The following is a 25,236-nucleotide window of genomic DNA, read 5'->3' as shown; positions in this document are numbered from 1 at the left end:
CAGAAAGGGGAGGGCGAGATGGCTGATCTGACGTTTATTCATGCCGCTGACCTGCATCTGGACAGCCCGTTTTACGGCATTTCGAATCTGCCTGAACCGGTATATGCGCGTATTAAAGAAAGCACATTTCACAGCGTCCGCCGACTGACGGACGGGGCACTCCGGGAGCAGGCAGATTTCGTGCTGCTTTCGGGGGATCTGTTTGACGAAGCCAACAGAAGTTTAAAAGCCCAGCTGTTTTTGAGAAAACAGTTTACGAGATTACAGGAAGCGGATATCCAAGTGTTCGTCATATTCGGCAACCATGATCATTTGGGCGGTAAGTGGACGCCGATTGAATGGCCTGAAAATGTACATACATTCACCTCGGATACACCGGAGGAAAAATCTTTCTTTAAAAACGGAGAGCTTGCGGCAAGCATATACGGATGCAGCTATCAGGAAAGAAGCGTAACGGTCAATCAGGCGGCCCGTTACCGGAAAATGACCGGCGCGCCTTATCATATCGGCATGCTCCACGGCATGTTATCAGGAGCGGAAGGGCATGACCCGTACTGCCCGTTTACGAAAGAAGACCTTGAAAAAAGCGGCATGGATTACTGGGCGCTCGGACACATTCATAAACGGCAGGTCCTGTCCGCCCAGCATCCCGCCGCCATTTACCCCGGGAATATTCAAGCCCGGCATTTAAAAGAAACCGGGCCTAAGGGATATTATCTCGTCCGGGCGGCAAACGGTGAGATGTCTTGGGAATTCAAAGAAGCGCATGATGTGTTATGGGAGGAAATTGATCTTGATATCTCCGGAGCTGAACATATGACTTCACTTCTGAAAGCCGCATCAGATACATTCTCCGGCTTGCGCGCGGCGGGCCGCCCGGCATGTGTCAGGCTGGTGCTTCGCGGCGCAGCGCCCCGCTTTTGGACGGAGGCGCCCGCAGGCATCGCGGAGGAGCTTCTTTCCGCTTTACAGGAGGAAGAGGCCGAAGAGGAATGTTTCGTCTGGCCGCTTGCGCTTGAGGATCGGACGGATGAAACAGACACCGTGCCGCACGATCCGTTTTTTAAAGGGCTCCTTCAGGACATAGAACAATGCGCAGACATGAGCGGTGTATTTGAAGCTCTTGAGCGTCATCCCGTATACCGGCGTCAGATGGCTTCATTTACAGATGAAGAGATACTGGATATTAAGCGGCAGGCTCAAGCCGTTTTAAGACGCCAGATGAAGGAGCTTCAGAGATGAAAATAACGGCGATGCATATTTACCAATACGGAAAATTTTCCGACCGAAGTTTTCAGCTGTCAGATTCTCCCGTGCAAGTGATCTACGGATTAAATGAAGCGGGCAAAACGACATTGATGTCCTTTATCAAAAGCATGCTGTTCGGTTTTTCGAAATCAAAAAAATACGAACCGAAAAACGGCGGGGTTTACGGCGGCACTGTGGAATTGAAGCATGGCGATCACGGCGCTGTCAAAATCGAACGGACAAAAGGCGCTGCCGAAAAAGTCAGAGTGTATACGGCTTCAGGCGAAATCAAGGACGGAGAATGGCTCAAACAGCTTCTCTCCGATACAGACCGGGCGCTGTACGAAGCGATCTATTCGTTCGATGTATTCGGACTGCAGGAGATTCAAGCTTTTAACCGGGACAAAATCGGCGAGTTTCTCCTGTATTCGAGCTTATTCGGGTCGGAAGCGGCGGCAAAGCTTGACGGGCGACTGGCAAAAGAACTTGACAGGATGTATAAGCCGAACGGGCGGAACCCCCGCTTAAATCAGGAGTTGGATACATTAAAGCGGCTCAGCGCCCAGCTGAAACAGGCGGAAGCTGCGGAAGCGGGCTATCACAGCCTTCTGGAAGAGAAAAAAAGCGCCGGCGGCCGTTTGCAGGATGCCGAAGCACGATTGAAAGACATAACTGAAGAAATCAAAACAGTAAAATCGGCGATAGAAGCAAAGCCGCTCGCAGACAAAAAAACAGCCTTGGAAAGCGAACTTTCTTCTTATCCGGAAGCATTGAAGCAATTCCCGAAGGACGGAATGCATCAGCTTGAAAAATACGAATCGCATCTCCATCCGAAAGCGGCCCGTCTTGAGGGGCTTCGGGCAAAATCGGCTGAACTCAGGCGGCAGACTGATCTGCTCGCTCCAAATGAGGACTTGCTGCAAAAAGAGCGGCAGCTGCAGGAGCTTTCCGGCGAGCAGCATATGTACGAATCGCGCGGCGAACAGCTTGCCGCCATCCAATCACAGATCCGGCAGACATCTGCCCGCGTTTCGTCAGGATTGCAGCAGCTCGGAAGACATGAGGAGGACGGCATTCTTTCACTGAACACCGATTATGAATATGAATGGCGGCTGCAGGAAGCCGTGCAGAGCGCCGGACAGGCAAGAGAAAGAAAGACACAGCTTGATGCGATTTTCGAACAAGCGCGGCTGGAGCTGGAAGAAGCCGAACGAAAACATGCCGTGACGGCGGAAAACATTTTGGACCCCGCTGTCAGGAAAGAAAAAGAAGCCGCTTTACAATCATATAAGCAAACGGCTGATACAGAAGGAAACGAATGGCAGGCACATGTTCAGCATCTGGAAAAACAGCGCGCCAAACAAAAAAAGCTCTTTCTCGGTGCGGGCATTCTGTTCATTGCGATTTTCGCTATGTTAAAGGAATGGCTGCCCGCCGCCCTTTTTACCGGTGCTCTGCTGCTGTATATGCTGTCCGGCATGCAAAAACCGCTGCCGTCAGAAAGAGGAGGGCCCGGACACAAGAAAAAGAAGCCGGCGATCTCTAAAGAAACGGCTGATCTTCTGCAGGAAGAGCTTTGGCGTGACGGCCGGCACCGGCAGCAGCTGATTGCGGATCAAGCCGTGCTTGAACAGAAAGAAGCGGCATATGAAAGAGTCATCCGCCAATATGAAGAATGGGAGGCCGAAATGGCGCCGTCTGAAAAACAGGCGGAACTTTTTATGAATGAACTGGGGTTTTCAGGAAGTCCTTCCCATCTTCTTGACGCATATCATGTAATGAAAGATGTCAAAAAAGAAATCCTTAACAAGCATGAGCTGACCATTGAAGCGGGCAGGCTGCAAAAGCTGCAAAGAGCATTTGAGGACCGGGTCAAAAAGCTGAGTCCTTCAGACGGAAGGGAGCTGTCCGTAAAAGAAAGACTGCACGTTTTGCTGGCGCAGGCGGAACGGGCCCGTGAGGAAGCAAAACGAAAGCAGGCGCTCGAAATGGATCTGCTGCATGCACAAGAGCAAATGCGTGAATTAAACGAAGAAGTTCATTACTACGAACAGCAGGTCAAACAGCTTTTCATGGCGGCAGGCGCAAAAAACCGCGAACACTTTTGTGAACTCGCCAGGCTGACTGAAAGCCGCCGGGAAACAGAGCGGCAGTTGCGCGAAATCAAAACGCACTTGTCCGGCATAGGCGGAAAACAGCTGGAGCCGTACATGAGCCGCACAGTGTCCGAACTTGAACATACAGTCGTTCAGAAGGAAACAGAGAAAAAAACGCTTGAGGAAAAAAGCGCCCAGCTCCATGAGCAAACCGCTTTATTAACGGTGAAGCAAGAGCAGCTGGAGTCCTCGGGGCTTGTATCCGATTTAAAACAGCAGACAGAAATGCAGAAGGAGCGCGTGAAAAAAACCGCTAAAGAGTGGGCCGCATTACAGACGGTCAGACACATTATAAGGGAAAAAATGGAGCGGCATAAAAAAGTGACGCTTCCCCGTCTGTTAGAAACCGCCGGTGCATTATACGGACCGCTTACGGACGGACGCTATCACAAATTGTATTTTTCCGAGGCTGATGATTCCATTATGGTCATGCGGAAAGACGGAACGGTGTTTTCTGCAGGCGAACTGTCACAGGCGGCATGCGAGCAGCTTTATGCGGCGATTCGTTTTGCCCTTGCGTCAGAGAGGGAATCTGCGGTATCACTGCCGTTTTTACTTGATGACAGTTTTGTCCATTTTGACAGGCAGCGGCTGCAGCGGCTGTTTGATGTGCTGAATCAGCTTTCAGAAGGCGGGCGGCAGATACTTTATTTCACCTGCCATGAGCATGTCAGCCGGTCTTTTCACAGCGGACAAGTCATGCGCCTCCTGTCATAAAAGAGTTTATTTTCAAAAAAGAGGTATGTGCTATACTGGTATTATGTAAGATATGGAGGGAGCTTTTAATAGAATGGCAAAAGGTATTATGCTGCACGAGGTCGGCGAGCAGGTCGATCAATACTTTCTGATTAAATCTTCGACTAAGGGAATCGCAAGCAACGGAAAACCATTCCTGACGTTAATGCTGCAGGACCAATCGGGAGATATCGAAGCGAAGCTGTGGGATGCCAAGCCGACTGATGAAGTAACGTACGCGGCGCAGACGATCGTGAAGGTGATCGGAGATGTCCATCACTATCGCGGACGAAACCAGCTTAAGCTGAGAAACATCCGGCCGGCCGGCGAGAACGAAAATGTCAGCATTGATGATTTTCTGGAAACGGCGCCGATTCCGAAAAACGAAATGATGGAAACCGTCACTCAATACATTTTTGAAATGAAAAATCCAAACATCCAGCGGATCACAAGACATCTGGTCAAAAAATATGCGGCTGAGTTTATGGATTACCCGGCGGCGGCTAAAAACCACCATGAGTTCGTTTCAGGGCTTGCGTATCATGTAGTGTCCATGCTGAACCTGGCAAAAGCGATTGCCGATCTGTATCCGTCTCTTGACCGGGATTTATTGTATGCCGGAGTCATTCTGCATGATCTCGGCAAAGTAAAAGAGCTTTCAGGCCCCGTCTCCACAACGTACACCGTGGAAGGGAATCTGCTCGGGCACATTTCGATCATGGTGACAGAGCTTTCAAAAGCAGCCGAAGAGCTTCAGATTGACGCTGAAGAAGTGCTGATTCTGAAGCATTTGATTTTAAGCCATCACGGAAAAGCGGAATGGGGAAGCCCGAAACCGCCGATGGTGAAAGAAGCGGAAATTCTTCACTACATTGACAATCTGGATGCAAAAATGATCATGATGGACAGAGCGCTGGAACGGGTGAAGCCGGGCGAATACACAGAGCGTGTATTTGCGCTTGAAAACCGTTCTTTCTACAAACCGACTTTCCATCAATAAGATAAAAAAGACCGATTCTCTATGATCGGTCTTTTTTACGTTCAGCTCTCATAACTTGTCTTTATCAAGCATAGCTTAGAATAAAGACTCTGGGTGAAAAAGGGAGGAAACCGACGTGCTATTTTTTCCTTGGTGGGTATACCTTTGCATTATCGGAATTATTTTCAGCGCTTATAAGCTTTTCACAACAGCTAAAGAAGAGGAAAAGCTTGACCAGTCGTTTATTGAAAAAGAAGGAAGGGTGTATATTGAACGGATGGAACAGGAACGCGAGCGCCGTATGGCGGCGCCCGCAAGTGAAAACGCGGATGCGGAAGAAAACTCCAATCATTCCATCGCATAAAAAAACTGTGCGGCTCGCCGAGAGCCCGCACAGTTTTTTTATTTAGATTCAGAAGAAGTTGAAGTGTTAAACGTGTCTTTTAAGTCTTTGTCTTCCACTTTTACGTCAGCTTTTTTCATGACTTTTTGAATTGCCGCCTGTACAGCTGAGTTGTCGTTTAATTTCTGTTTAAGAACTTCTTCTTTCAGTTCTTTTTTCATGTCATCATATTTGCCGCGTTCTTCTGTCTTTTTGATGATATGATAACCGAATTTTGTTTTGACCGGATCGCTGACTTGTCCGACTTTCAGGCCGAATGCAGCTTTGCTGAATGTTTCATCCATTGACTTTTTATCGAACCAGCCAAGGTCGCCGCCGTTGTCTTTTGAGCTGTCAGTTGAATATTCTTTCGCAAGCGTTTCAAACTTCTCGCCTTTTTTCAGCTTTTTCTCCACTTCGTCAGCTGTCTTTTTGTCAGCGACAAGGATGTGGCTCGCGCGGATTTTACCTTTTAAGCCGTCGTAATATTCTTTCGTATCGGAGTCAGTCACTTTGATGTTGTCTTTCGCCGCTTTTTGTGCAAGCAGTTCGTACTTCACCTGATCTTTCAGGTAATCTTCGCCGTACTGCTGTTTAAGGGAGCTGTACTGATCGCCGAGCTGCGTTTTGTACTCTTTCAGCTTGGTATCGATTTCTTTATCCGTTACTTTGTATTTTTTTGCTAATACTTTTTCTTGTACGAGCTGTGTCAGCACACTTGCGCCCGCGGTTTTTTTCATGTTCGTGTAGAGCTCGCCTTTTGTTACATTTCCGGCATCCGTCTTGGCAATCACGTCGTTGTCGCCGCTGCTGCAAGCGCTGAGAGCCAGGACGCTCGTTGCCGTAATAGCTGCTATCGCGATTTTCTTCATTCCTTTAAACACTCCTAATCATCCAAATTAAATTGCATATGCGTATCATAACATATTGTGGCTTTCTGTAAAAAGATTTTAAATAAAGGGCATTCGTCTAGTCAAACTTTTTCCTGATACATACAAATATATTGATCATGAAAAGGAGGTAATGAACCATGGGCGGAGGATATTCAAACGGTTTCGCACTGCTCGTAGTACTGTTCATATTGCTTATCATCGTAGGTGCAGCTTACATTTGTTAAGCGAAACGGATCGCTTTTTCTAAAAGCGGTCCGTTTTCTTACCCGGGCGCCTAATCGTTTCAGAAGTAAATTGCATATGATGTAATTGGAAAAATAAAACGTTTTGTAGGAGGTGCTTTTGGAGATGGGTGAAGTATTTGCAGGCGGTTTTGCATTATTGGTTGTTCTGTTCATCTTATTGATCATCATCGGCGCTTCTTGGCTTTATTAAGAAAAAAATATGGCTGTCGGGGGTCAGACCTCCGTCAGCCATATTTTTTTGCCTGTTTACACAGTAAAGGAGATCTCGACGAATGAAGAGATCAGTAAAATTAAAATAGATACATTAATAAAACGGAATACCTTATCCTGCCGGTCTTCAGGAATCTCTCTGACAAGGCATAATGTATTTGTGAGCCTGTTTATGAAATAAAGAATAAACAGGGCAGCCACGATAAAATAGAATAAAATGATGGGAGATTCCCCCTCTCTCTGAACTGCTCCCATATTACATTACCAAATATTTATTAAAAAAGATAGAATGTAACCTGAAAAATCAGCGGGACATCAAGACTCCGGCACTTTTTTTACTAAAATATCAAAACCGTCGGATTCCTGGTCAATCAGACATGATTTGGGCGCTTTGACCAGATGCAGGGCAAACAGAAGATCAGGCAGGCAATACCCCGCATGGATGCTCGAAATCATATAAAAGTAATGAGCGTGTCTCGGAAATGCCAGTCCGGCATAAAACAATAACGGCGTAATGAATAAAAACGGGCTGATCGTTGAAATCAGCATCGTCGTTTTCGGTATGCCTTTCCATGTCGGCATCCGCAAGAAGTACATTTTCATTTCCTTTTTTCTTTTTTTACAGATCATCGGCAGGACATGTATGACTTTATGTACAAATAAAGTAACAACGAGCAGAACACAAAAAGCAAACACGTGCCCGTCACTTAAACTGATATTCGGACGCAGCAGCCCGAATGCCAAGAAGTTGCATATAAAAAACAGGATCATAAAACCTACAGCAGTCAATAATAAACGAACCGCACCATAATCTTTGATCAGATTAATGGTTTTCCAGCAATTCATCAGAGTCATCCTTCCGTACAAAGATGGAATACAATCTCAAAATAATTTACTCTCTTCAGGAGAAAAAATCAATCCTTTTTTAAAGAAAAAAATAAACCTGGAAAGAGAAGAACAGAAGAGCTCGGTGAAACATGGAAATGTACGGTTTAACCTTTCTTCTCCATTCATTATCAGCTAAAATAAGATTAAAGATAGAAAGAAGTGAAACGGATGGATTCAATGGATCAGCGTATCGGGCGTTTAGAATATTACATACAATTGCTGGTGAAAACGGTGGATATGGATAAGTACCCTTTTTATGCGATGATGATTGAAAAAGGGCTGACCGAAGAAGAAGGAGAAGAGGTCGGGCGGATCTGCCGCGAATTGGAGGACGAGCTGGAGTCGCAAAAAGCGCAAGGCTTTGTGACGTTTGACAAGCTCCTTGCGCTTTTTGCGGGACAGCTGAACGAAAAATTAGATGTTCATGAAACGATTTTTGCTCTGTATGAGCAGGGGCTTTATACAGCGCTGATGGAAGAATTTATTGAGATTATGAAGCACTTTGATTAACTGTTGATCGGTTCCAGCTCTTCAGCCGTTTCATGGACAGCCGATTCGTCCGTTTTTTTCTTCAGCCTTCCGTCTTCACTATCAAAATCATTGTTTATGTTTGTCAATGATTTCTCGAATATCTCCATAAAATCTTCGCCGTAAATGTGGCGGATGACACAGGTTAATTCTTCAACCTCAGGAAACTTCCCGAATAAGTGGTAGATCGGCTGTGAGCCTTTAAACACAGCGTTTCTCGACGGATCAAACTCCTCAAGCAGGCTTTCGAATACATTTTCCCCTTCTTCTGTTAACTGAATGTACGTGTTCCGTTTATCATTCAGCCGCTTGGAAAATTTCAGATATCCCCGTTCTTCAAGCTTTTTTGAAAAGTTAAATGCAGTTGATACGTGCATAACGCCGAATTTGGCGATTTCTGAAATAGAAGCTCCTTTAAGCTGATAGGCAATCCATAATATATGATGCTCATTAATATTAAGGTCGTACGGCTTCAGCCAATTCTGCCAGTCTTTCTCGATAGATTTCCACAGCGCTTTGGACAGCTGCGCCATTTTTTGGGTATAGATTAAAGCTTCTTTTAGATCGTAAGGCGGTTCAACACGATTCAATACAGATCACCTGCTTCACATTTTCTTTTCCTCTATTATGCCAATAAAATAAAGATTAATAAAGATGAAAATTTAAGAATTTTATAATAAATTCTTGATCCGTTGCTGGGAAAGGCTTTAAACCGCAAAAAAAAGTGCGGAACGCAATATGTCCGCACTTTTTTTTGGTTGTATAGGATATTAGTTTTGTAAGGTTTTCTCCAGCTGTCTGATTTTCTCTTCAATATCAGCGATTTCCTTCTGGAGATCTTGCTGGTGCGGTTTGATTTCCTCCTGCCACCTTTTAATGCTGGTCTGAAGCTCTCCGCCTACGTCTTTAATGACTTCTGCGCTTTCTTTCGCCGTTTGGACAAGCTGGTCCTTAAGCGCCATTCCGTCTTTTTTTAACCGTTTGATTGTGTCCTCAATTGAATTGCAATTCGCTTTGATTTTGCCCCGCAGCTCTTTTCCGGATGAAGGAGCCGAGAGTAACACCGCTGCGCCTCCGATCAATCCGCCTACGAAAAGGCCTGTTAAAAGGGAACGTCCGTCAGCCATTTGAAATCACCCCGTTTTTTTTCTCATAACTTTTATCATTTTTGTTCAGAAGAATAAACTTCTATACATAGCTTGCTTTATTTTAGCATATTTTTTAAGGGAAAAGGAGGGAGAAGGTTGTCTGTCTTTATGATTGTTTTATCTTGTATGGCTCTTGTCTTTGCGGCGGGCGCCGTTTATTACCTGAAACTGCTCGGCCAGGCCGCTTCTTATCCGCCGAAGCGGGTCGTCCGCCAAAAGGCCATTGTCTGCTCAGCAGGAACCGCCCTCGCATTGTTCCTTATCTTTTTCACAAAACTTCTCGTATAAAACATGCTGAAACACATTAAAAAACCTCTTCCGGCCGGAAGAGGTTTCGGTATGCGGTTATTTCACCGTTTCAATCATATTGGACCGTTTTAAGATCGTCTGCACAATCGGATGCATAATGATAATGGCGATCGTATTCAGCGCAGCCGCCGGAAGGACGACCGCGAGCACCAATGCGGTGAATCCGCCCGGCAGGCCGACAATCAGAAGGGCCAGCGCCAAAAAGAGCAAACCGGAGATGAAGGTGCCGGCTATCGTAATGACGGCGGCGGGCGCTGTTTTCACGCTCTTTTTCACCAAAAGCGCCAGCGCGAGAAACAGAAATGCCGTTACCGGTTTTTCAATGATATTCGGAAGCTGTCCGCCCGGAAAAGATGTCGTGAGTGCGGAAATGATTCCCGTTACAATCCCAATCATCAGCACGTTCTGCACACGGGGGAATAACAGAATACCCATAAACATCATCACAAGCATCATATCGGGTTTCATTCCGAATAATACCGGCGGCATAATGGAATGAAGCACCGCTCCGATTGCCGCAAACAGGGCCATAATGACTAATTCTTTTGTTTTCATACTAAGCTCTCCTCTGCTAAGCTTTTTCGCCATCCAATAATATGCTCGTCATTTATTGCGATGGCCGGAAAAATTGATATGCAAACAGTATATCAAAGGAACCGTTATGTTAGAAGAAATTTATTCGTTTTCCTGCTGGAACTTTCTCATAAACTGAGCCAGTTTTTCACAATCAGCCAGGCTGACGGCGTTGTAGATAGACGCCCTGCAGCCTCCGACTGAGCGGTGGCCTCCGAGTCCGGTCATTTTAGCCGCTTTCGCTTCTTCAACGAATTTTTTCGTGAGACTGCTGTCGCGGAGGGTGAACGTGACGTTCATGTGAGAGCGGCTGTCTTTTGCGGCATGCCCCGCGTAAAACCCGCCGCTTGCGTCGATTGTGCCGTACAGGACATCGGCCTTTTCCTGATTGCGCCGTTCAGCCGCTTCGACACCGCCGTTTTCAGCCAGCCATTCAAGGACGAGGCTCAGCATATAAATCGCAAATGTAGGCGGCGTATTATACAGTGAATCGGCTTTTGTGTGAGTGGAGTATTTCAACATTTTAGGGACGTTGGCGTTTTCGTTTTCAAGCCATGATTTTTTCATGATGACGACCGTGACGCCGGACGGCCCGAGGTTTTTCTGGGCTCCGCCATAGATGACATCAAACGTTTTGACATCAATTTTTCTGCTCAGGATGTCGCTTGACATGTCGGCTACGAGCGGGATCGGTGAATTCGGGAACTCTTTCCACTGCGTTCCGAAAATCGTGTTGTTTGACGTAATATGCAGGTAGGCGCCGTCTTTGATTCCTGAGAGGTCCGCTTCCGGTATGTGGTTGTGGTTTGAATCTGCGCTTGTTGCCGTGACGGATGTGTTTCCGAACAGTTTCGCCTCGGCGAGTGCTTTTTCAGACCATGCGCCCGTTACGATGAAGTGCGCCGTTTTTTCCGGCGTTAAAAAGTTCATCGGCAGCATGGAGAATTGAAGGCTTGCGCCGCCTTGAAGAAATAAAATATCATAATTGTCGGGAATATCCATCAGTTCTTTCAGAAGGCTTTTTGCTTTTTGGTGCACCGCATCATATTCCGTGCTCCGGTGGGACAGCTCCATGACGGACATGCCGGTATCCTTGAAGTTGACAAATTCTTTTTGTGCTTTTTGCAGCACATCCAGTGGAAGGGCTGCGGGTCCTGCATTGAAATTCGTTGTACGTTCCATGTTTACGATCTCTCCCTGTTTTCCGCTTTAGTGTAAGAAATAATACAATTATCCTATCACAATTTTTTGATTTTTTTGATATAAAAAAATATAATTTATGTTTTTTGTGTTTCCGGACGCAAAAAAACCTCATCTTTAAGATGAGGCAAGCCGTTTTCTGACGGTTGAAGCGATCTCCTGAAGATCGTCAGGCGTATAGTCTTCGGCGTGGGTCTTCCAGACAGCCCCGAAACCGTCGCCTTTTCCGTAACGCGGAATGATATGCATGTGAAAATGGAACACCGATTGGCCCGCTTTTTCACCGTTGTTATTGAGAATATTCAGCCCGATCGGCTCGAATTCATCGCGGATGGCGCGTGCGATTTTCGGCACCGCTTCAAAATATTCTTTAGAAAGCTCAGGCGTAAACTCGTACACGTTTTCGATATGTGTTTTCGGAATCACGAGCGTATGGCCTTTTGTGACCTGGCTGATATCAAGAAACGCCACGACGTGTTCATTTTCGTATACTTTTGAAGACGGAATGTCACCGGCAATGATTTTGCAGAAAATACAATCGTCCGCTTTGTGCATAGATGGGTTTCCTCCCTGAAAAGAAATATATGTATATTCTCATCGTACCACAAAAACGGCCAAAACAAAAAACAGGATGAACGGCTGCGCGTTCACCCTGATGCAGAAGTACGAGCTTTACCACAGAAAATTGAATATGCCTTTTGTAAGCACCTCATTTGTTTTTAAAATGAAGACTTATGGGTCTGCTTAATCATTCCTGGGACAAACACCTCATTTGATTATTTCATCATGAATGAAGAACATCATCAAAGCAGTGTGTGAAGAAATTGTAAGCACAGGACATGTTGATTTTCATCCAACTGTTCTAAGACGTCTTTTATAAACACCTCATTTTCAGTTGATTAAAGCTGTTTCCTTCTACATACATTATGATGTCCGCCAAAACGATAACTATGCACACTTTTCACGTGAGAAAAAAAGGGAATCGTTTCAAATCAGACTTTATTTTTGGTACTATGAAGAAAAACGAATCAGAAGGGGAGAAATTATGTCTCTGCTATCGGTAAAAGACTTAACCGGCGGTTATACGAGAAACCCGGTCTTAAAAAATGTTTCATTCACCCTTGAGCCGAACCAGATTGTCGGACTCATCGGATTAAACGGCGCGGGCAAAAGCACGACGATCCGGCATATTATCGGATTAATGGACCCGCATAAAGGCTCGATCGAGCTGAACGGCAAGACGTTTTCGGAGGATAAGGAAAGCTACCGCTCGCAATTTACGTACATCCCCGAAACGCCGGTGCTGTATGAAGAACTGACGCTCAAAGAGCATCTGGAGCTGACGGCCATGGCGTACGGCCTTTCCAAAGAAACGCTTGAAAAAAGGCTTCCTCCGCTTCTGAAAGAATTCAGAATGGAAAAAAGGCTGAAATGGTTTCCCGCTCACTTTTCTAAAGGGATGAAGCAGAAAGTCATGATCATGTGCGCGTTTCTCGCGGAGCCTTCGCTTTATATCATTGACGAGCCGTTTCTCGGCCTTGATCCGCTTGCGATCAATGCATTGCTGGAGCGGATGGACGCCGCGAAAAAAGCCGGATCAAGCGTGCTGATGTCAACGCATATCCTGGCTACGGCAGAGCGCTACTGTGACGCTTTCATTATTTTACATAACGGCGAAGTGCGGGCAAGCGGCACACTGGAAGAACTGAGAGAGCAGTTCGGCATGAAAGACGCAGCTCTTGATGACTTGTATATCGAACTGACGAAGGAAGACGCCGGCCATGAATAATATGTCTACGATTTGGCAGTCCCGGCTTGAAGAGCATATAAAGGAAACCAGAATGTATATGAAATATATGCTCAATGATCATCTCGTCATTGTGCTGATCTTTTTTATTGCCGGCGCGGCAAGCTGGTACAGCAAGTGGGTCAAAGACATTCCCGTTCATTTTCCGTCATTTTGGGTGATGGCGGTGCTCTTTTCATTTGTGCTGACCGGTTCATACGTCCGGACGCTGTTAAAGGAAGCGGACCTCGTGTTTCTGCTGCCGCTTGAACCGAAAATGGGGACATACTTTAAGCATTCATTTAAGTACAGCTATCTGTCACAGCTGTTTCCGCTTATTGCTCTGTCGCTTGTATGCATGCCCCTGTTTTTCGCTGTAAGTCCGGGGGCGTCGCTTGCGTCGTATGCCGCCGTATTTATTCAGATGCTGGCGGTAAAAGCGTGGAATCAGGCCATGGAGTGGCGGATGACGTTTATGAATGACAGAAGCATGAAAATGATGGATGCGGTCATACGCTTTATCTGCAATATGCTGCTTTTATACTTCGTCTTACAGTCGTTTTATGTGTACGCTGCCGCCGTCTACATTGTGATGGCCGGCCTTTATGTGTATTTCACATCGGCCGCAAAACATAAATCATTAAAATGGGAAGCTCATATTGAATATGAATTAAGAAGGAAGCAGCGGTTTTACAGAATCGCCAATCTGTTTACCGATGTGCCTCACCTGAAAAAACAGGCAAAACGCCGGGCGTATCTCGACTTTTTGCTCAGAATGATTCCGTTCGAACAGCGGAAAACGTTCTCCTATATGTATGCGCGGGCCTTTCTGCGTTCAAATGATTATCTCGGCATTCAGGTCAGGCTCACGATTATTTTTATCCTGATTATTATGCTCGTTTCCGCCAATCCGTGGATAACGGCGGCGTTAACCGTATTTACCGTCTTTATTACGGGAATACAGCTTCTCCCGCTGTTCGGGCATTTTCATCATCTTTCTCTGCAGGAGCTTTACCCGGTCAATCAGAAAGCGAAGCTGCAAAGTTTCTTTTCGCTGATGAAATCGGCATTAACCGTGCAGGCGCTGCTGTTCTGTGCAGCGTCAGCCTATGCCGCGGGAGTCAGCGGGGCGCTGTATGCGGCTGTTGCTTCAGCCGTTCTGATTTTTGTGATCATGCCTTCGTATATGGGCGGAAGATTGAAAAAGTACGGCAAGCTGTAATCAATCGGGTTTTTGAAACCTCAATGAAAGAAGGAGACACAGATGACCGACGATCAGCAGCTGATACAGGAAGCACTGCAATGGAAAGCGCGTTTTTTACGCAAAGATTCTATGCTTGAACGTTTTTCTAAAGGAATGCAGGCGAAAATAAATGAGCGGATTCCTGATAAAATTCATGCCGTCATCACAGAAAGCATTAAAAAAATGACCGAAGCAACAATGGCGGGTTCAAATCTGGTGAAAGGCAAGCGGGATACAAACGGTATGACGCTTGCTGAAAAAGATGCCCTCGCCAGACAAACCATCGCATCGTACCAAAAGGTCGCGGCAGCCGAAGGTATCGGTACGGGGGCCGGCGGAATTTTTTTAGGGATGGCTGATTTTCCTTTGCTGTTATCCATTAAAATGAAATGTCTGTTCGATCTTGCCTCTATTTACGGCTATGATGTGAAAGACAGGAATGAACGATTGTTTTTGCTGTTTATTTTTCAGCTGGCTTTCTCAAGCGGTGAACAGCGGAAACGCATATACTCAATGATTGAACAGTGGGATTCGAAAAAGCATGATGTCGATTGGAGAGTTTTTCAGCAGGAATACCGCGATTATCTGGACGTGGTGAAATTGTTTCAGCTTTTGCCGGTCGTCGGAGCCGCCGTGGGCGGAGCGGCCAATTATAAACTGCTGTCACAGCTCGGTGAGACGGCAAGGCACGTTTTTCATTTAAGAATCACAGCAGCCGGTACGTAATGTACCGGCTGTTTTTTATGCCCTATCGGGGGTAGCTCACCGCGGCGCCGATAAGCACTTTGGCGGCCGTCAGCATCGCTTTTTCATTAAAATCAAATTTCGGATGATGATGAGGATAAATGGTTTCCGCGTTTTCTAAAGCGGCGCCCGTAAAGAAAAATGCGCCTTTTGTATGCTGCAGATAATAAGAAAAATCTTCTCCGGCCATCTGCGGCTCTCCTTCAATGACCTTCGTGACGCCCTCTGTTTCCGCTGCGGCTGCCGCCGCGTGCGCTGCTTCCTCGGGATGATTAACGACGGCGGGATAACCGCGCTTGAAACGATATTCATAGGAAGCGGAGTGCATGGAACAGATTCCTTTTACGACGGCTTCTATTTCTGCTTCGAGCAGGCTGCGCACACTTTCGTCAAACGAGCGGACGGTGCCTGATATGACTGCCTGATCGGCAATCGCATTAAACGGATTTTCAGCGGTGAACGAGCCGGCTGAGATGACGGCCGGCTGCACCGGATTTACCCGCCGGCTGACGATATGCTGAAGAGCCGTGACGATTTGTGAGCCGATTAAAACGGCGTCCTTCGTATCGTGAGGAATCGCGCCGTGGCCGCCTTTGCCGATGACTTTTATCGTAAAGCCGTCAGCGGCGGCCATCACTGCGCCCGGGCGGCATAAGACCGTCCCGACGGGTTCAGTCGCCCAAAGGTGAGTGCCGAAAATGGCATCGACATGCTCGAGGCAGCCATCCTCAATCATTGATTTTGCTCCGCCGGGAGATAATTCCTCGGCGTGCTGGTGAATCATCACAAATGACCCTTTCAGTTTTTCCCGGTTGCGGTACAGCACTTTTCCGACCGCGAGCAGAGCCGCCGTATGGCCGTCATGCCCGCAGGCGTGCATGACGCCGGGAATTTGTGAAGCATAGGGCACATCTTTTTCATCCTGTATCGGCAAAGCGTCAAAATCAGCTCTGAGTGCCACGACCGGTCCCGGTTCACCGCCTTCAATATAGGCTGTGACACCGTTTCCCCCGACATTCGTCCGGATGGGAACGCCGAGCTTTTCATAAAATGAGGCGATGAACGCCGGTGTTTTTTTCTCCTTAAAGGATGGCTCGGGATTCATGTGAAGGTGACGCCTGATTTCAACCATTTCCTCATACAGCCCGTCAAGCTGAGCGTTTAAGCTTTTTTGAAGTGTCGTTAACGTCAAAAGCGATGCCCCCTCGTCTGCTTTTCCCATGATTGTATAGAAAATGTCAGAAGATTTCAATCCTTTTGCTACGGGAGAATGATGATGGCGGCGATCGTTGTGACGACTAGCCCGGCCGCAACCGGGATAAAGTTTTTCCTGGCAAGCTCAAACGGATCAACTTTACAAATAGCCGCAGCGGGGATCAGTGCCCAAGGGACCAATGTTCCGCCCCCGACCCAGATCGCTGAAATCTGGCCCAGCGCCGTTAAAACGGCCGGGTCCGTATGAAGCGCGGCGGAAAACAGCTTTGCCATCGAGCCTGCAAGAGATATACCGGAAAACCCTGACCCGTCGAGCCCGGTAATCGCACCGACTGCGGCCAGGGCGATGCCGGCGAATTCTCCGGACATCGGAAAAGAATGGGACAGGGCCAATCCGAGGTCATTGACGATCCCCGCAGATCCTTTCGGCAGCGGGGTGTTCAAAATACTTTTAAACCCCGCGTCACCGAGATAAAAGAAGGCCGCGATCGGAATGACGGGGCCGAATACTTTAAAGCCGAATTGAAAACCGCCGATAAAATACTCGGTGATCTTTTCTAAATGCCGCTCTTTATATACAATGAAATGAATGATCAGGAGAATGCCGATCGCGGTTCCTCCGACGAGTGCCGTCGCATCGTTTCCTTGCAGACGGTATACGATCATACAGATAATATCGGCGAGAAAAACAAGCGGAATGAAAACCGCCAGGACCACCCTGAGTTTTTTCGGCAGATACATACTTGTGTCCAAAGAACCGGAGCTGTCCAAGGAGAGGGGGGTCTTCGTTTTTTTTCGATCCCGCATGATGAGGATGAAAGCGGTGATTGTCGTCGTTAACCCCATGATCAAAACGAGCGGAATACTTGCCTGCATGACATCGCTCACGGGAATGCCCGCGGCATCGGCCGTTAATTTCGGGGCCGCCTGAATGACGTAATCCCCCGATAAAGCGAATCCGTGGCCGAACAGGTTCATCGCCATTGCCGCGGCGATCGGAGAAAGGCCCGCCCGGATCGCTGCGGGAAGCAGCACAGCGCCGATCAGCGCCACCCCTGGGGACGGCCAGAAAAAAAGAGAGATGGCAAACATCAGACAGCCGATAACCCAATAAGCGACAGCCGGCCCTTTCATCAGCTTTGCAAACGGAGAAATCATCGCTTCATTAATACCGGTTTCGGTCAAAAGGCCGCTCATCGCCACGATAAAACAAATGATAAAAATCGTCGGCAGCAATTCTCCGGCGGCATACGTGAAGCTGTGAAACAGGCTGCTGACCGAAGCGGAGAATGAATGCGTCGTCCATAGCGCAATCACAAAAATGCCGGCGAGTGAAATAAAGGTTGTATCTTTCCTGAGGAGCATAAAAACGATAATGGCCGCGATAAAAGCAACATAAAGCAGATGTACCGAGTAGACGCCGATCCCCAATTGAACCACTCCGTTTATAAATAGGATTGCTACAGGTTATTCATAGGCGGGCGGAAGGTGCAAAGAACGAAGCGTAAAATCGGGACATTAAAAAAGCCGGAGAATCTCCGGCGGTTTTCAGTCTATTGCGTAATAAGCGGTTACATAAGACGGGCGGGAAAAAATAGACATCGTGTCGATGCCGGCAGATGTTCCGCGTTTTTTATGGGCTTCCTGATAAGAGTTTGACTGCTGCCAGCCCTGAAAGGCTTTTTCCTCTTCCCACAGGGTCAAAATGACATACGTATCGCCTTCGAGCGGTCTTAATACGCGGATGGCTTGAAAACCGGGTTCATTTTCCACTTTGCCGGCGCGGTTTTTAAACCGGTTTTCAAACAGCGGACGGCCTTCCTGGGTAACGGCGATGTTGTTGAGGACGGCGTAGCCCGGCTTTTTGATTTCCCCGACGCTGTCGATGCTTTCATAGGAATGGGGCGCCTGAAAAACGGTTTCTCCATTTGTTTCATGAATTAAAACCGCATTATCCTCCCCTTGCATCAGCACCATATTCTCACTCGGGTGTTTCTTTGCAATCGTCTTTAAAAAATCGGCTGTCCCGTATGTAATATAAACCTTCATATCAGCCACCTCCTGCTTGCTAGTATATCAAAAGAGTGGTATAAGTTTCTATTGGCGACTCATTCTGACATAATTCGAAACAATATTTCCCATACTACAAGTTAAGAAAGGCGAGGTGACTTATGCTGAAAAAGAAAAAAAGATTCTTTATTCCGGCTGTAATTGCGGCGGCAACCGCTTTTCTCGCGTTAATCGGATACATTATCATTATATTTCTCGGCCATTATGTCATCGATGAAAAGAAATTAATACTGCACGCATCTTCAAAAATCGTCGATCAAAACGGTGATGAAATCGCGAGCCTCTATACGGAAAATCGCGAGCCGGTATCCATTCAGCAGGTTCCGGAAGATGTGAGAGATGCCTTTATCGCCGTTGAAGATAAACGGTTTTACGAACATCACGGCATTGATGTGAAGTCTGTCGGCCGGGCGGTGTTCCGGGATGTTTTAGCAGGCGGCAAGGTGGAGGGCGGCAGCACGATCACCCAGCAGCTGGCGAAAAACATTTTTCTGACTCATGATAAAACATTTTTGCGCAAGACGAAGGAAGTCATTATCGCCATCAATCTTGAGCGTGATTACAGCAAGGACAAGCTGCTTGAAATGTACCTGAACCAGCTTTATTTCGGCCATGGCGTTTACGGCATTCAAGCCGCGTCCCACTACTACTTTAATAAAGAAGTAAAAGATTTAACCGTTGCGGAAGGAGCCGTTCTGGCAGCGATTCCGAAGGCGCCATCTCTTTATTCGCCGATTCAGCATCCGGATAAAAATAAAGAACGCCGCGATACGATTCTTGCAATGATGAACGACCAAGGCTATATCAGCGCCAAGGAAGCCGTCAGAGCCCAGGGCCGGACATTGGGGCTTAATGTCAAGAAAACATCAGAAACGCCTTGGTTTGACAGTTATATCGATCTTGTCATCAAGGAGGCGGAATCCCGTTATTCGATGTCGGGTGAACAGCTGCTTCAAGGCGGCTATACGATCCGGACGTCACTTGATTCCAAGCTGCAGAAAACGGCATACACCCTCATGAAGGAAAGCGGCTATTTTCCGGGGACGGATCAGGCGGCAGAGGGAAGCGCCGTCTTTATTGATAATAAAACCGGAGGCGTGCGCGCGGCAGTCGGCGGACGCGACTACGTGACAAAAGGATACAACAGGGTTACGGCGAAGCGGCAGCCGGGCTCAACGTTTAAGCCGATTGCCGTATACGGGCCCGCCATGCAGGAAGACAAGTTCAAACCGTATTCGCTTCTCCAAGACAAACTGACGTCCTACGACGGGTATGAACCGAAAAATTATGACGGACAGTACAAGGGGGAAGTGACGATGCAGGATGCGATCACTTACAGCATAAATGCGCCCGCTGTCTGGACATTGAAGCAGATCGGCGTAGATACGGGAAAATCGTATCTTGAGAAAAACGGCATGAACATTTCTGACAACGGACTCGGGATTGCGCTTGGCGGTCTGTCAGAAGGCGTCACCCCGCTTCAGCTTGCCGGAGCTTATCATACCTTTGCGGCAAACGGAATGTATACGAAGCCATTTTTTATAGAGAACATCACGGACGAAGACGGAGAAACGTTATCCGGGCCTAAAAACGGCAAAACGCGCGTCTTCAGCGGACAGACGGCATGGAATATGACGAGAATGCTTCAGCAGGTCGTAAAAGAAGGAACCGCTTCACAAGGCAGCTATCAAGGTGACCTGGCGGGGAAAACCGGCACGACCACATTTCCCGGCGTCCCCGGCGCGACAAAGGACGCCTGGTTTGCAGGATACACTCCCGGACTGACGGGAGCCGTCTGGATGGGCTATGACAAAACGGATAAAACCCATTACCTGAAAGGCGGAAGCCAATACCCGGTCAGACTCTTTAAAGATATCGTCACAAAAGCGGGGGAAAACGGCCGGACATTCAAAAAGCCTGAAAATGTGAAGGAACTGGGCAGCCCGATTGAGCTGGAGGCGGTAAAGTCCCTGTCGGCCCGTTATACATTTAAGGCGATGGGACTGATTACGGTTCAATTAAAATGGGATATTCAAAAGGATGATCGGGTTGTTTACCGAATATATGAGAAGAAAGACGGAAAAGACAAACTTCTGGATTCGGTGAAAGGAAAAGGCAGCTTTGACATACCGTACGCCAATCTGTTTTCAGGGGCTTCATACAAAGTCGTTCCATATAATTCACAGACGGATCAAGAAGGAGAGGGAACGGAATACGTTCAGCCGAAGCTTTTTTCTTCTTAATCATGAATTCGGCGATTTTTTGAACATTAAGCCTCAATTCTATACGCTTTTGAAAAAACAAGGTATAGTGTAATGGGCGAAGAACACGAACGTATGGTTGCAGGAGGAAAGGTGGAAATTCAGATGAGTAAACGAGAAGCGTTTAATGATACGTTTTTAAAAGCGGCACGGGGAGAAAAAACAAATCACGTCCCTGTCTGGTACATGAGACAGGCGGGGAGGTCTCAGCCGGAATACCGCAAGCTGAAGGAAAAGTACGGCTTAGTCGAAATTACGCATCAGCCCGAGCTGTGCGCGTATGTGACGAGGCTCCCGGTCGAGCAGTACGGAGTGGACGCTGCCATTTTATATAAAGACATTATGACGCCGCTTCCTTATATCGGAGTGGATGTTGAAATAAAAAACGGAATCGGCCCGGTGATCGATCAGCCGGTGCGCTCTGCTGCGGATATTGAAAAGCTCGGCGAACTGAATCCCGAACAGGATGTTCCTTACGTGCTGGAAACGATCCGATTACTCGTAAACGAACAGCTGAATGTTCCGCTCATCGGTTTTTCGGGAGCGCCTTTTACGCTGGCCAGTTATATGATTGAAGGCGGGCCTTCTAAAAATTACAACAAAACAAAAGCGTTTATGCACAGTATGCCGCAAGCGTGGCAAATGCTGATGGACAAGCTCGCGGACATGATTATCGTTTATGCGAAAGCGCAGATTAACGCTGGCGCAAAAGCCATTCAGATTTTTGATTCATGGGTCGGCGCGCTGAACCGCGAAGATTACCGGCAGTTTATAAAACCGGTGATGGACAGAATATTCCGGGAGCTTTCAGCAGAACAAGTTCCGCTGATCATGTTCGGCGTAGGCGCAAGCCATCTGGCCGGGGATTGGCATGACCTTCCTCTTGATGTCGTCGGTCTTGACTGGAGACTCGGCATAGATGACGCCAGAAAACAAGGCATTACAAAAACGGTTCAGGGCAATCTTGATCCGTCGCTTCTTCTTGCGCCTTGGGAAGTCATCGAGAAAAAAGCGAAAGCGATACTTGATCAAGGCATGAAAACGGACGGGTTTATTTTCAATTTAGGGCACGGCGTATTCCCAGATGTCAATCCGGAAACGCTGAAAAAGCTGACGGCGTTTGTACATGAATATTCCGCGGTCAAAAAAACGGAACAATCTTCCTGAGCAGATCGTTGGTTATAAGTAGATTTTCCTGTCAAAATCAAGGTGGACAGACCATCAAAAGAGGTGTGTAACAAAATGAGCAGCAAAAAGAAAATGGGACTTCTTGTCATGGCTTACGGAACGCCTTACAAAGAAGAGGACATAGAACGTTATTATACGCATATCAGACGCGGAAGAAAGCCGGAGCCTCATATGCTTCAAGATTTAAAAGACAGATATGAAGCGATCGGAGGCATTTCTCCGCTTGCAAAAATTACGCAGGAGCAGGCGGAGAAGCTCGCACAGCGTTTAAATGAAATCCAGGATGACGTAACATTCAAAGTGTACATCGGATTAAAACATATTGAACCGTTTATTGAAGACGCGGTGGCGGACATGCATAAAGACGGCATTACAGAAGCTGTCAGCCTTGTGCTCGCCCCTCATTTTTCAACATTCAGCGTCCAGTCATACAACAAACGCGCGAAAGAAGAAGCGGAGAAGCTCGGCGGCTTGACCATCAAGTCTGTTGAAAGCTGGTATGATGAACCGAAATTCGTTGATTATTGGGTCAGCCAGGTGAAGAAAACGTATGAATCAATGCCGAAAGAAGAACGGGATGACGCGATGCTGATCGTCTCAGCGCACAGCCTTCCTGAAAAAATAAAAGAATACGGCGATCCGTATCCTGACCAGCTGGAGGAATCCGCAAAACTGATTGCCGAAGGCGCCGGAATTACCGATTACGCAGTCGGCTGGCAAAGCGAAGGGAATACCCCTGATCCGTGGCTCGGGCCGGATGTGCAGGATCTCACGCGCGATCTGTACCAAAAGCATCCTTATAAAGCATTTGTATACGTGCCCGCAGGCTTCGTTGCCGATCATTTAGAGGTGCTTTACGATAATGATTATGAATGCAAAGCTGTGACCGAAGAAGTCGGCGCAAGCTACTATCGTCCGGCTATGCCGAACGCACAGCCTGAATTTATCGACGCGCTTGCAGCGGTCGTGCTGAAAGAGCTGGACAAGTAGAATTAAACGGTAAAGAAGGCGATAAAAATGAGTGGCGATAAAAAACATCTGGTCATCATCGGCGGCGGCATAACGGGATTAGCCGCCGCCTTCTACATGGAAAAAGAAATCAAAGAAAAACAGCTGCCGCTTGAGGTCACTCTGATTGAAGCGGGCCCGAGAGCGGGCGGCAAAATTCAGACGGCGCATAAAGACGGCTACATCATTGAGCGGGGGCCGGATTCTTTTTTGGAAAGGAAAAAAAGCGCGCCGCAGCTCGTCAAGGATTTGGGGCTTGAGCATCTGCTCGTCAACAATGCGACCGGCCAGTCTTACGTGCTCGTCAACGAGACGCTCCATCCGATGCCGAAGGGCGCTGTGATGGGCATCCCGACCAAAATCGCTCCGTTCATCTCCACCGGTTTATTTTCTGTTCCCGGAAAGGCGCGGGCGGCGCTTGACTTTGTCCTGCCTGCGAGCAAACCGAAGGAAGATCAGTCTCTGGGTGAATTTTTCCGCAGACGCGTCGGTGACGAAGTCGTTGAGAATTTAATAGAACCGCTATTATCAGGGATTTATGCCGGAGATATTGATAAGCTGAGCCTCATGTCCACGTTTCCGCAATTCTATCAGACTGAGCAAAAGCACAGAAGCCTGATTCTCGGTATGAAAAAATCACGTCCGCAGCCTTCGGGACAGCAGCTGACGGCCAAAAAGCAGGGCCAGTTTTTAACGCTGACGACAGGGCTTCAAACGTTGGTGGAGGAGCTGGAAAAGCAGCTTACGCTGACAAAAGTGATGAAAGGCACGAAAGTCACCCATATCGGCCGCGAGGAGAAAGGATATTCCGTGACGCTTGATAACGGCAAAGTGCTCTATTCGGAAGGATGCATAGTGACAGCCCCGCATAAAGCCGCGGCGAAAATGCTTTCTGATCTGCCGGCGGTTTCATGTCTTAAAGACATGCATTCTACGTCCGTTGCCAACGTCGCCTTAGGTTTTCCTGAGGGAGCCGTCAAGATGGAGCATGAAGGTACGGGATTCGTTATCTCAAGAAACAGTGACTTCTCCATCACGGCCTGCACATGGACGAATAAAAAATGGCCGCACGCGGCGCCGGAGGGCAAAACGCTTCTCAGGGCGTACGTCGGAAAGGCCGGAGATGAATCCATCGTAGATCTTTCAGATAACGAGATCATTAAAATCGTAATGGAAGATTTGAAAAAAGTAATGAAAATAAATGGCGAACCGGAAATGACCTGTGTGACCCGCTGGAACGAAAGCATGCCGCAATACCATGTCGGCCATAAGGAGCGCATCAAAGAGTTCAGAGATGCGCTGAAAGCTTCCTATCCGGGCGTATACGCGACGGGCGCGTCTTTCGAAGGGGTGGGCATCCCGGACTGTATCGACCAGGGAAAAGCCGCCGTATACGATTCACTGGCTTATTTATTTGAAACGTACCAGCCTCCGTTATCGTAAAACGGAGGTTTTTTTGCATGTTCCCGTTCTGTAAAGGGAACACCAATAAAAAGAGAAAACATTTGAATCTTCTTTGTGACTGTGATAAGTTATCTTATGTACAAAATGACTAAAACGTTCAAACGGTCAATTTAACGAGGTGGGAAACATGTCCGTCGATCGGAAAAAGCTCATTCTGGAAGCGGCAACGAAGTCTTTTACACAATTCGGCTACAAAGCAACGACAATGGATCTGGTGGCAAAGCTTGCAAATGTGGGGAAGGGAACCATCTACACGTTTTTCAAAAACAAAGAAGAACTGTTTGATGATATTTTCACCACTATTTTAAGAGAAATGAAGGAACACGCAGACGAAGCGATGAAACCGGAGCTTTCATTTCACGAAAATGTCCACCGGGCGCTTGTCGCGATTTTGGAATTCAGAAAAACACACCAGCTGACTATTAAAATTTTTCAGGAGAACACCGAGATTGGTACAATAGCCGTTCAGGATGTCATTGTGAAAATGGAGCGGGCCATTCTGTCATACATTAAAGAAAAGATAGAAACAGCCATTGAAAACGGAAGCATTAAACCGTGTGATCCGGAACTGACCGCTTTTGTGATGCTCAAGCTCTACATCGCACTGATATTTGACTGGGAAAAAAACCATCCGCCTCTTGAAAAAGAGACGATCGCTGAATTGCTGGAAATGTATGTTGGTCAAGGATTATCTAAATAATAGATGATCCTTCACTTTTTAGGTGCCGTGACCGTTTTGTCAAATGAGTCAGTTTGCGGAAGG

General features: G+C 47.4%; 27 protein-coding genes. 16 read left to right on the top strand and 11 right to left on the bottom strand.

All coding sequences use genetic code 11. The annotated features are described in order from the left end of the window. Positions 1–18 precede the first annotated feature (18 nt). The 4 genes from BGM27_RS04400 (at position 19) to BGM27_RS04385 (ending at position 5,482) form a co-directional block, all read left to right on the top strand. Complete coding sequence (locus BGM27_RS04400; protein ID WP_007409229.1) at positions 19–1,242, top strand: metallophosphoesterase family protein; 1,224 nt, start codon at positions 19–21, stop codon at positions 1,240–1,242. Then, a complete protein-coding gene (locus BGM27_RS04395) occupies positions 1,239–4,121 on the top strand; it encodes an ATP-binding protein (RefSeq protein ID WP_007409228.1) in 2,883 nt (960 codons plus the stop codon). The genes BGM27_RS04400 and BGM27_RS04395 overlap by 4 nt, the downstream gene beginning before the upstream one ends. A 73-nt stretch (positions 4,122–4,194) precedes the next feature. Beyond that, entirely contained in the window at positions 4,195–5,139 is a 945-nt protein-coding gene (gene yhaM, locus BGM27_RS04390) for a 3'-5' exoribonuclease YhaM (RefSeq protein WP_003155251.1), read from the top strand. A 115-nt stretch (positions 5,140–5,254) separates the two neighbouring features. Further along, positions 5,255–5,482, top strand: a complete 228-nt coding sequence (locus BGM27_RS04385) for a sporulation YhaL family protein (protein WP_007409227.1) — start codon at positions 5,255–5,257, stop codon at positions 5,480–5,482. A 38-nt stretch (positions 5,483–5,520) separates the two neighbouring features. Here BGM27_RS04385 and BGM27_RS04380 read toward each other — a convergent pair whose 3' ends face one another. Next, entirely contained in the window at positions 5,521–6,372 is an 852-nt protein-coding gene (locus tag BGM27_RS04380; RefSeq protein WP_007409226.1) for a peptidylprolyl isomerase, read from the bottom strand. A gap of 158 nt (positions 6,373–6,530) precedes the next feature. Here BGM27_RS04380 and yhzE1 point away from each other — a divergent pair, with 158 nt between their 5' ends. Both yhzE1 and yhzE2 read left to right on the top strand, forming a co-directional pair. Continuing rightward, a complete protein-coding gene (gene yhzE1 / locus BGM27_RS04375) occupies positions 6,531–6,617 on the top strand; it encodes a sporulation protein YhzE1 (protein WP_017417375.1) in 87 nt (28 codons plus the stop codon). A gap of 124 nt (positions 6,618–6,741) precedes the next feature. Beyond that, entirely contained in the window at positions 6,742–6,828 is an 87-nt protein-coding gene (gene yhzE2 / locus BGM27_RS04370; RefSeq protein ID WP_003155248.1) for a sporulation protein YhzE2, read from the top strand. Positions 6,829–6,884: 56 nt separating this feature from the next. Here yhzE2 and BGM27_RS04365 read toward each other — a convergent pair whose 3' ends face one another. Continuing rightward, positions 6,885–7,103: a hypothetical protein gene (locus BGM27_RS04365; protein WP_003155245.1), complete on the bottom strand. Its 219-nt coding sequence runs from the start codon at positions 7,101–7,103 to the stop codon at positions 6,885–6,887. Between the two features lie 60 nt (positions 7,104–7,163). Next, a complete protein-coding gene (locus BGM27_RS04360) occupies positions 7,164–7,694 on the bottom strand; it encodes a DUF3267 domain-containing protein (protein WP_007409225.1) in 531 nt (176 codons plus the stop codon). 210 nt (positions 7,695–7,904) lie between these two features. On the opposite strand from BGM27_RS04360, the gene BGM27_RS04355 reads away from it, so the two are divergent. Then, positions 7,905–8,246, top strand: a complete 342-nt coding sequence (locus BGM27_RS04355; protein ID WP_003155243.1) for a YhaI family protein — start codon at positions 7,905–7,907, stop codon at positions 8,244–8,246. Here the strand turns inward: BGM27_RS04355 and BGM27_RS04350 are convergent. Further along, entirely contained in the window at positions 8,243–8,854 is a 612-nt protein-coding gene (locus tag BGM27_RS04350) for an HTH-type transcriptional regulator Hpr (protein WP_003155240.1), read from the bottom strand. The two genes, BGM27_RS04355 and BGM27_RS04350, sit on opposite strands and share 4 nt — an antisense overlap. Before the next feature lie 180 nt (positions 8,855–9,034). Next, on the bottom strand, positions 9,035–9,391 hold the full coding sequence (locus tag BGM27_RS04345) for a YtxH domain-containing protein (RefSeq protein ID WP_007409224.1): 357 nt from the start codon (positions 9,389–9,391) through the stop codon (positions 9,035–9,037). A 117-nt stretch (positions 9,392–9,508) separates the two neighbouring features. Here BGM27_RS04345 and yhzF point away from each other — a divergent pair, with 117 nt between their 5' ends. Beyond that, positions 9,509–9,700, top strand: a complete 192-nt coding sequence (gene yhzF / locus BGM27_RS04340; protein ID WP_007409223.1) for a membrane protein YhzF — start codon at positions 9,509–9,511, stop codon at positions 9,698–9,700. Between the two features lie 57 nt (positions 9,701–9,757). Here the strand turns inward: yhzF and BGM27_RS04335 are convergent, their stop codons facing one another. The 3 genes from BGM27_RS04335 to BGM27_RS04325 all read right to left on the bottom strand — a co-directional run bounded on the left by BGM27_RS04335 (position 9,758) and on the right by BGM27_RS04325 (position 12,049). Beyond that, the gene (locus BGM27_RS04335; protein ID WP_007409222.1) at positions 9,758–10,276 is read right to left on the bottom strand and encodes a tryptophan transporter; all 519 of its coding nucleotides are present in this window, start codon (positions 10,274–10,276) and stop codon (positions 9,758–9,760) included. A gap of 120 nt (positions 10,277–10,396) precedes the next feature. Then, positions 10,397–11,476: a 3-phosphoserine/phosphohydroxythreonine transaminase gene (gene serC / locus BGM27_RS04330; protein ID WP_007409221.1), complete on the bottom strand. Its 1,080-nt coding sequence runs from the start codon at positions 11,474–11,476 to the stop codon at positions 10,397–10,399. Between the two features lie 135 nt (positions 11,477–11,611). Continuing rightward, entirely contained in the window at positions 11,612–12,049 is a 438-nt protein-coding gene (locus BGM27_RS04325; protein ID WP_007409220.1) for an HIT family protein, read from the bottom strand. Positions 12,050–12,539: 490 nt separating this feature from the next. Here BGM27_RS04325 and ecsA point away from each other — a divergent pair, with 490 nt between their 5' ends. Genes ecsA through BGM27_RS04310 form a run of 3 tightly spaced genes read left to right on the top strand, consistent with a single transcriptional unit; the run spans position 12,540 to position 15,249 of the window. Further along, positions 12,540–13,283, top strand: a complete 744-nt coding sequence (gene ecsA, locus BGM27_RS04320) for an ABC transporter ATP-binding protein EcsA (RefSeq protein WP_003155231.1) — start codon at positions 12,540–12,542, stop codon at positions 13,281–13,283. Continuing rightward, positions 13,276–14,502, top strand: a complete 1,227-nt coding sequence (locus tag BGM27_RS04315) for an ABC transporter permease (RefSeq protein WP_007409219.1) — start codon at positions 13,276–13,278, stop codon at positions 14,500–14,502. The genes ecsA and BGM27_RS04315 overlap by 8 nt, the downstream gene beginning before the upstream one ends. 42 nt (positions 14,503–14,544) lie before the next feature. Continuing rightward, positions 14,545–15,249: an EcsC family protein gene (locus BGM27_RS04310; RefSeq protein ID WP_007409218.1), complete on the top strand. Its 705-nt coding sequence runs from the start codon at positions 14,545–14,547 to the stop codon at positions 15,247–15,249. 22 nt (positions 15,250–15,271) lie between these two features. Here the strand turns inward: BGM27_RS04310 and BGM27_RS04305 are convergent, their stop codons facing one another. The 3 genes from BGM27_RS04305 to hmoB all read right to left on the bottom strand — a co-directional run bounded on the left by BGM27_RS04305 (position 15,272) and on the right by hmoB (position 18,531). Further along, positions 15,272–16,459, bottom strand: coding sequence for a M20 family metallopeptidase (locus tag BGM27_RS04305; RefSeq protein WP_007409217.1), 1,188 nt, complete (start codon positions 16,457–16,459; stop codon positions 15,272–15,274). Positions 16,460–16,527: 68 nt separating this feature from the next. Further along, a complete protein-coding gene (locus tag BGM27_RS04300) occupies positions 16,528–17,913 on the bottom strand; it encodes a hypothetical protein (protein ID WP_007409216.1) in 1,386 nt (461 codons plus the stop codon). A 117-nt stretch (positions 17,914–18,030) separates the two neighbouring features. Further along, on the bottom strand, positions 18,031–18,531 hold the full coding sequence (gene hmoB / locus BGM27_RS04295) for a heme-degrading oxygenase HmoB (protein ID WP_007409215.1): 501 nt from the start codon (positions 18,529–18,531) through the stop codon (positions 18,031–18,033). A 122-nt stretch (positions 18,532–18,653) separates the two neighbouring features. Between hmoB and BGM27_RS04290 the strand changes: the two genes are divergently transcribed. The 5 genes from BGM27_RS04290 (at position 18,654) to BGM27_RS04270 (ending at position 25,173) form a co-directional block, all read left to right on the top strand. After that, positions 18,654–20,795 carry a transglycosylase domain-containing protein gene (locus BGM27_RS04290; protein ID WP_007409214.1) on the top strand — a complete coding sequence of 714 codons (2,142 nt, stop codon included), beginning with the start codon at positions 18,654–18,656 and terminating at the stop codon, positions 20,793–20,795. Between the two features lie 123 nt (positions 20,796–20,918). Then, complete coding sequence (hemE, locus tag BGM27_RS04285; RefSeq protein ID WP_007409213.1) at positions 20,919–21,980, top strand: uroporphyrinogen decarboxylase; 1,062 nt, start codon at positions 20,919–20,921, stop codon at positions 21,978–21,980. A gap of 75 nt (positions 21,981–22,055) precedes the next feature. Beyond that, positions 22,056–22,991, top strand: coding sequence for a ferrochelatase (gene hemH / locus BGM27_RS04280; protein WP_007409212.1), 936 nt, complete (start codon positions 22,056–22,058; stop codon positions 22,989–22,991). Positions 22,992–23,018: 27 nt separating this feature from the next. After that, positions 23,019–24,452 (top strand): protoporphyrinogen oxidase, encoded by a 1,434-nt coding sequence (hemY, locus tag BGM27_RS04275; RefSeq protein WP_007409211.1) that lies wholly within the window; start codon positions 23,019–23,021, stop codon positions 24,450–24,452. 148 nt (positions 24,453–24,600) lie between these two features. Beyond that, positions 24,601–25,173, top strand: a complete 573-nt coding sequence (locus BGM27_RS04270) for a TetR/AcrR family transcriptional regulator (RefSeq protein WP_007409210.1) — start codon at positions 24,601–24,603, stop codon at positions 25,171–25,173. The last annotated feature ends 63 nt before the right edge of the window (positions 25,174–25,236 follow it).

Source organism: Bacillus sp. FJAT-27001, from assembly GCF_019039175.1.
Taxonomy (GTDB): domain Bacteria; phylum Bacillota; class Bacilli; order Bacillales; family Bacillaceae; genus Bacillus; species Bacillus velezensis.
This window is presented reverse-complemented; position numbering and strand designations above follow the sequence as displayed.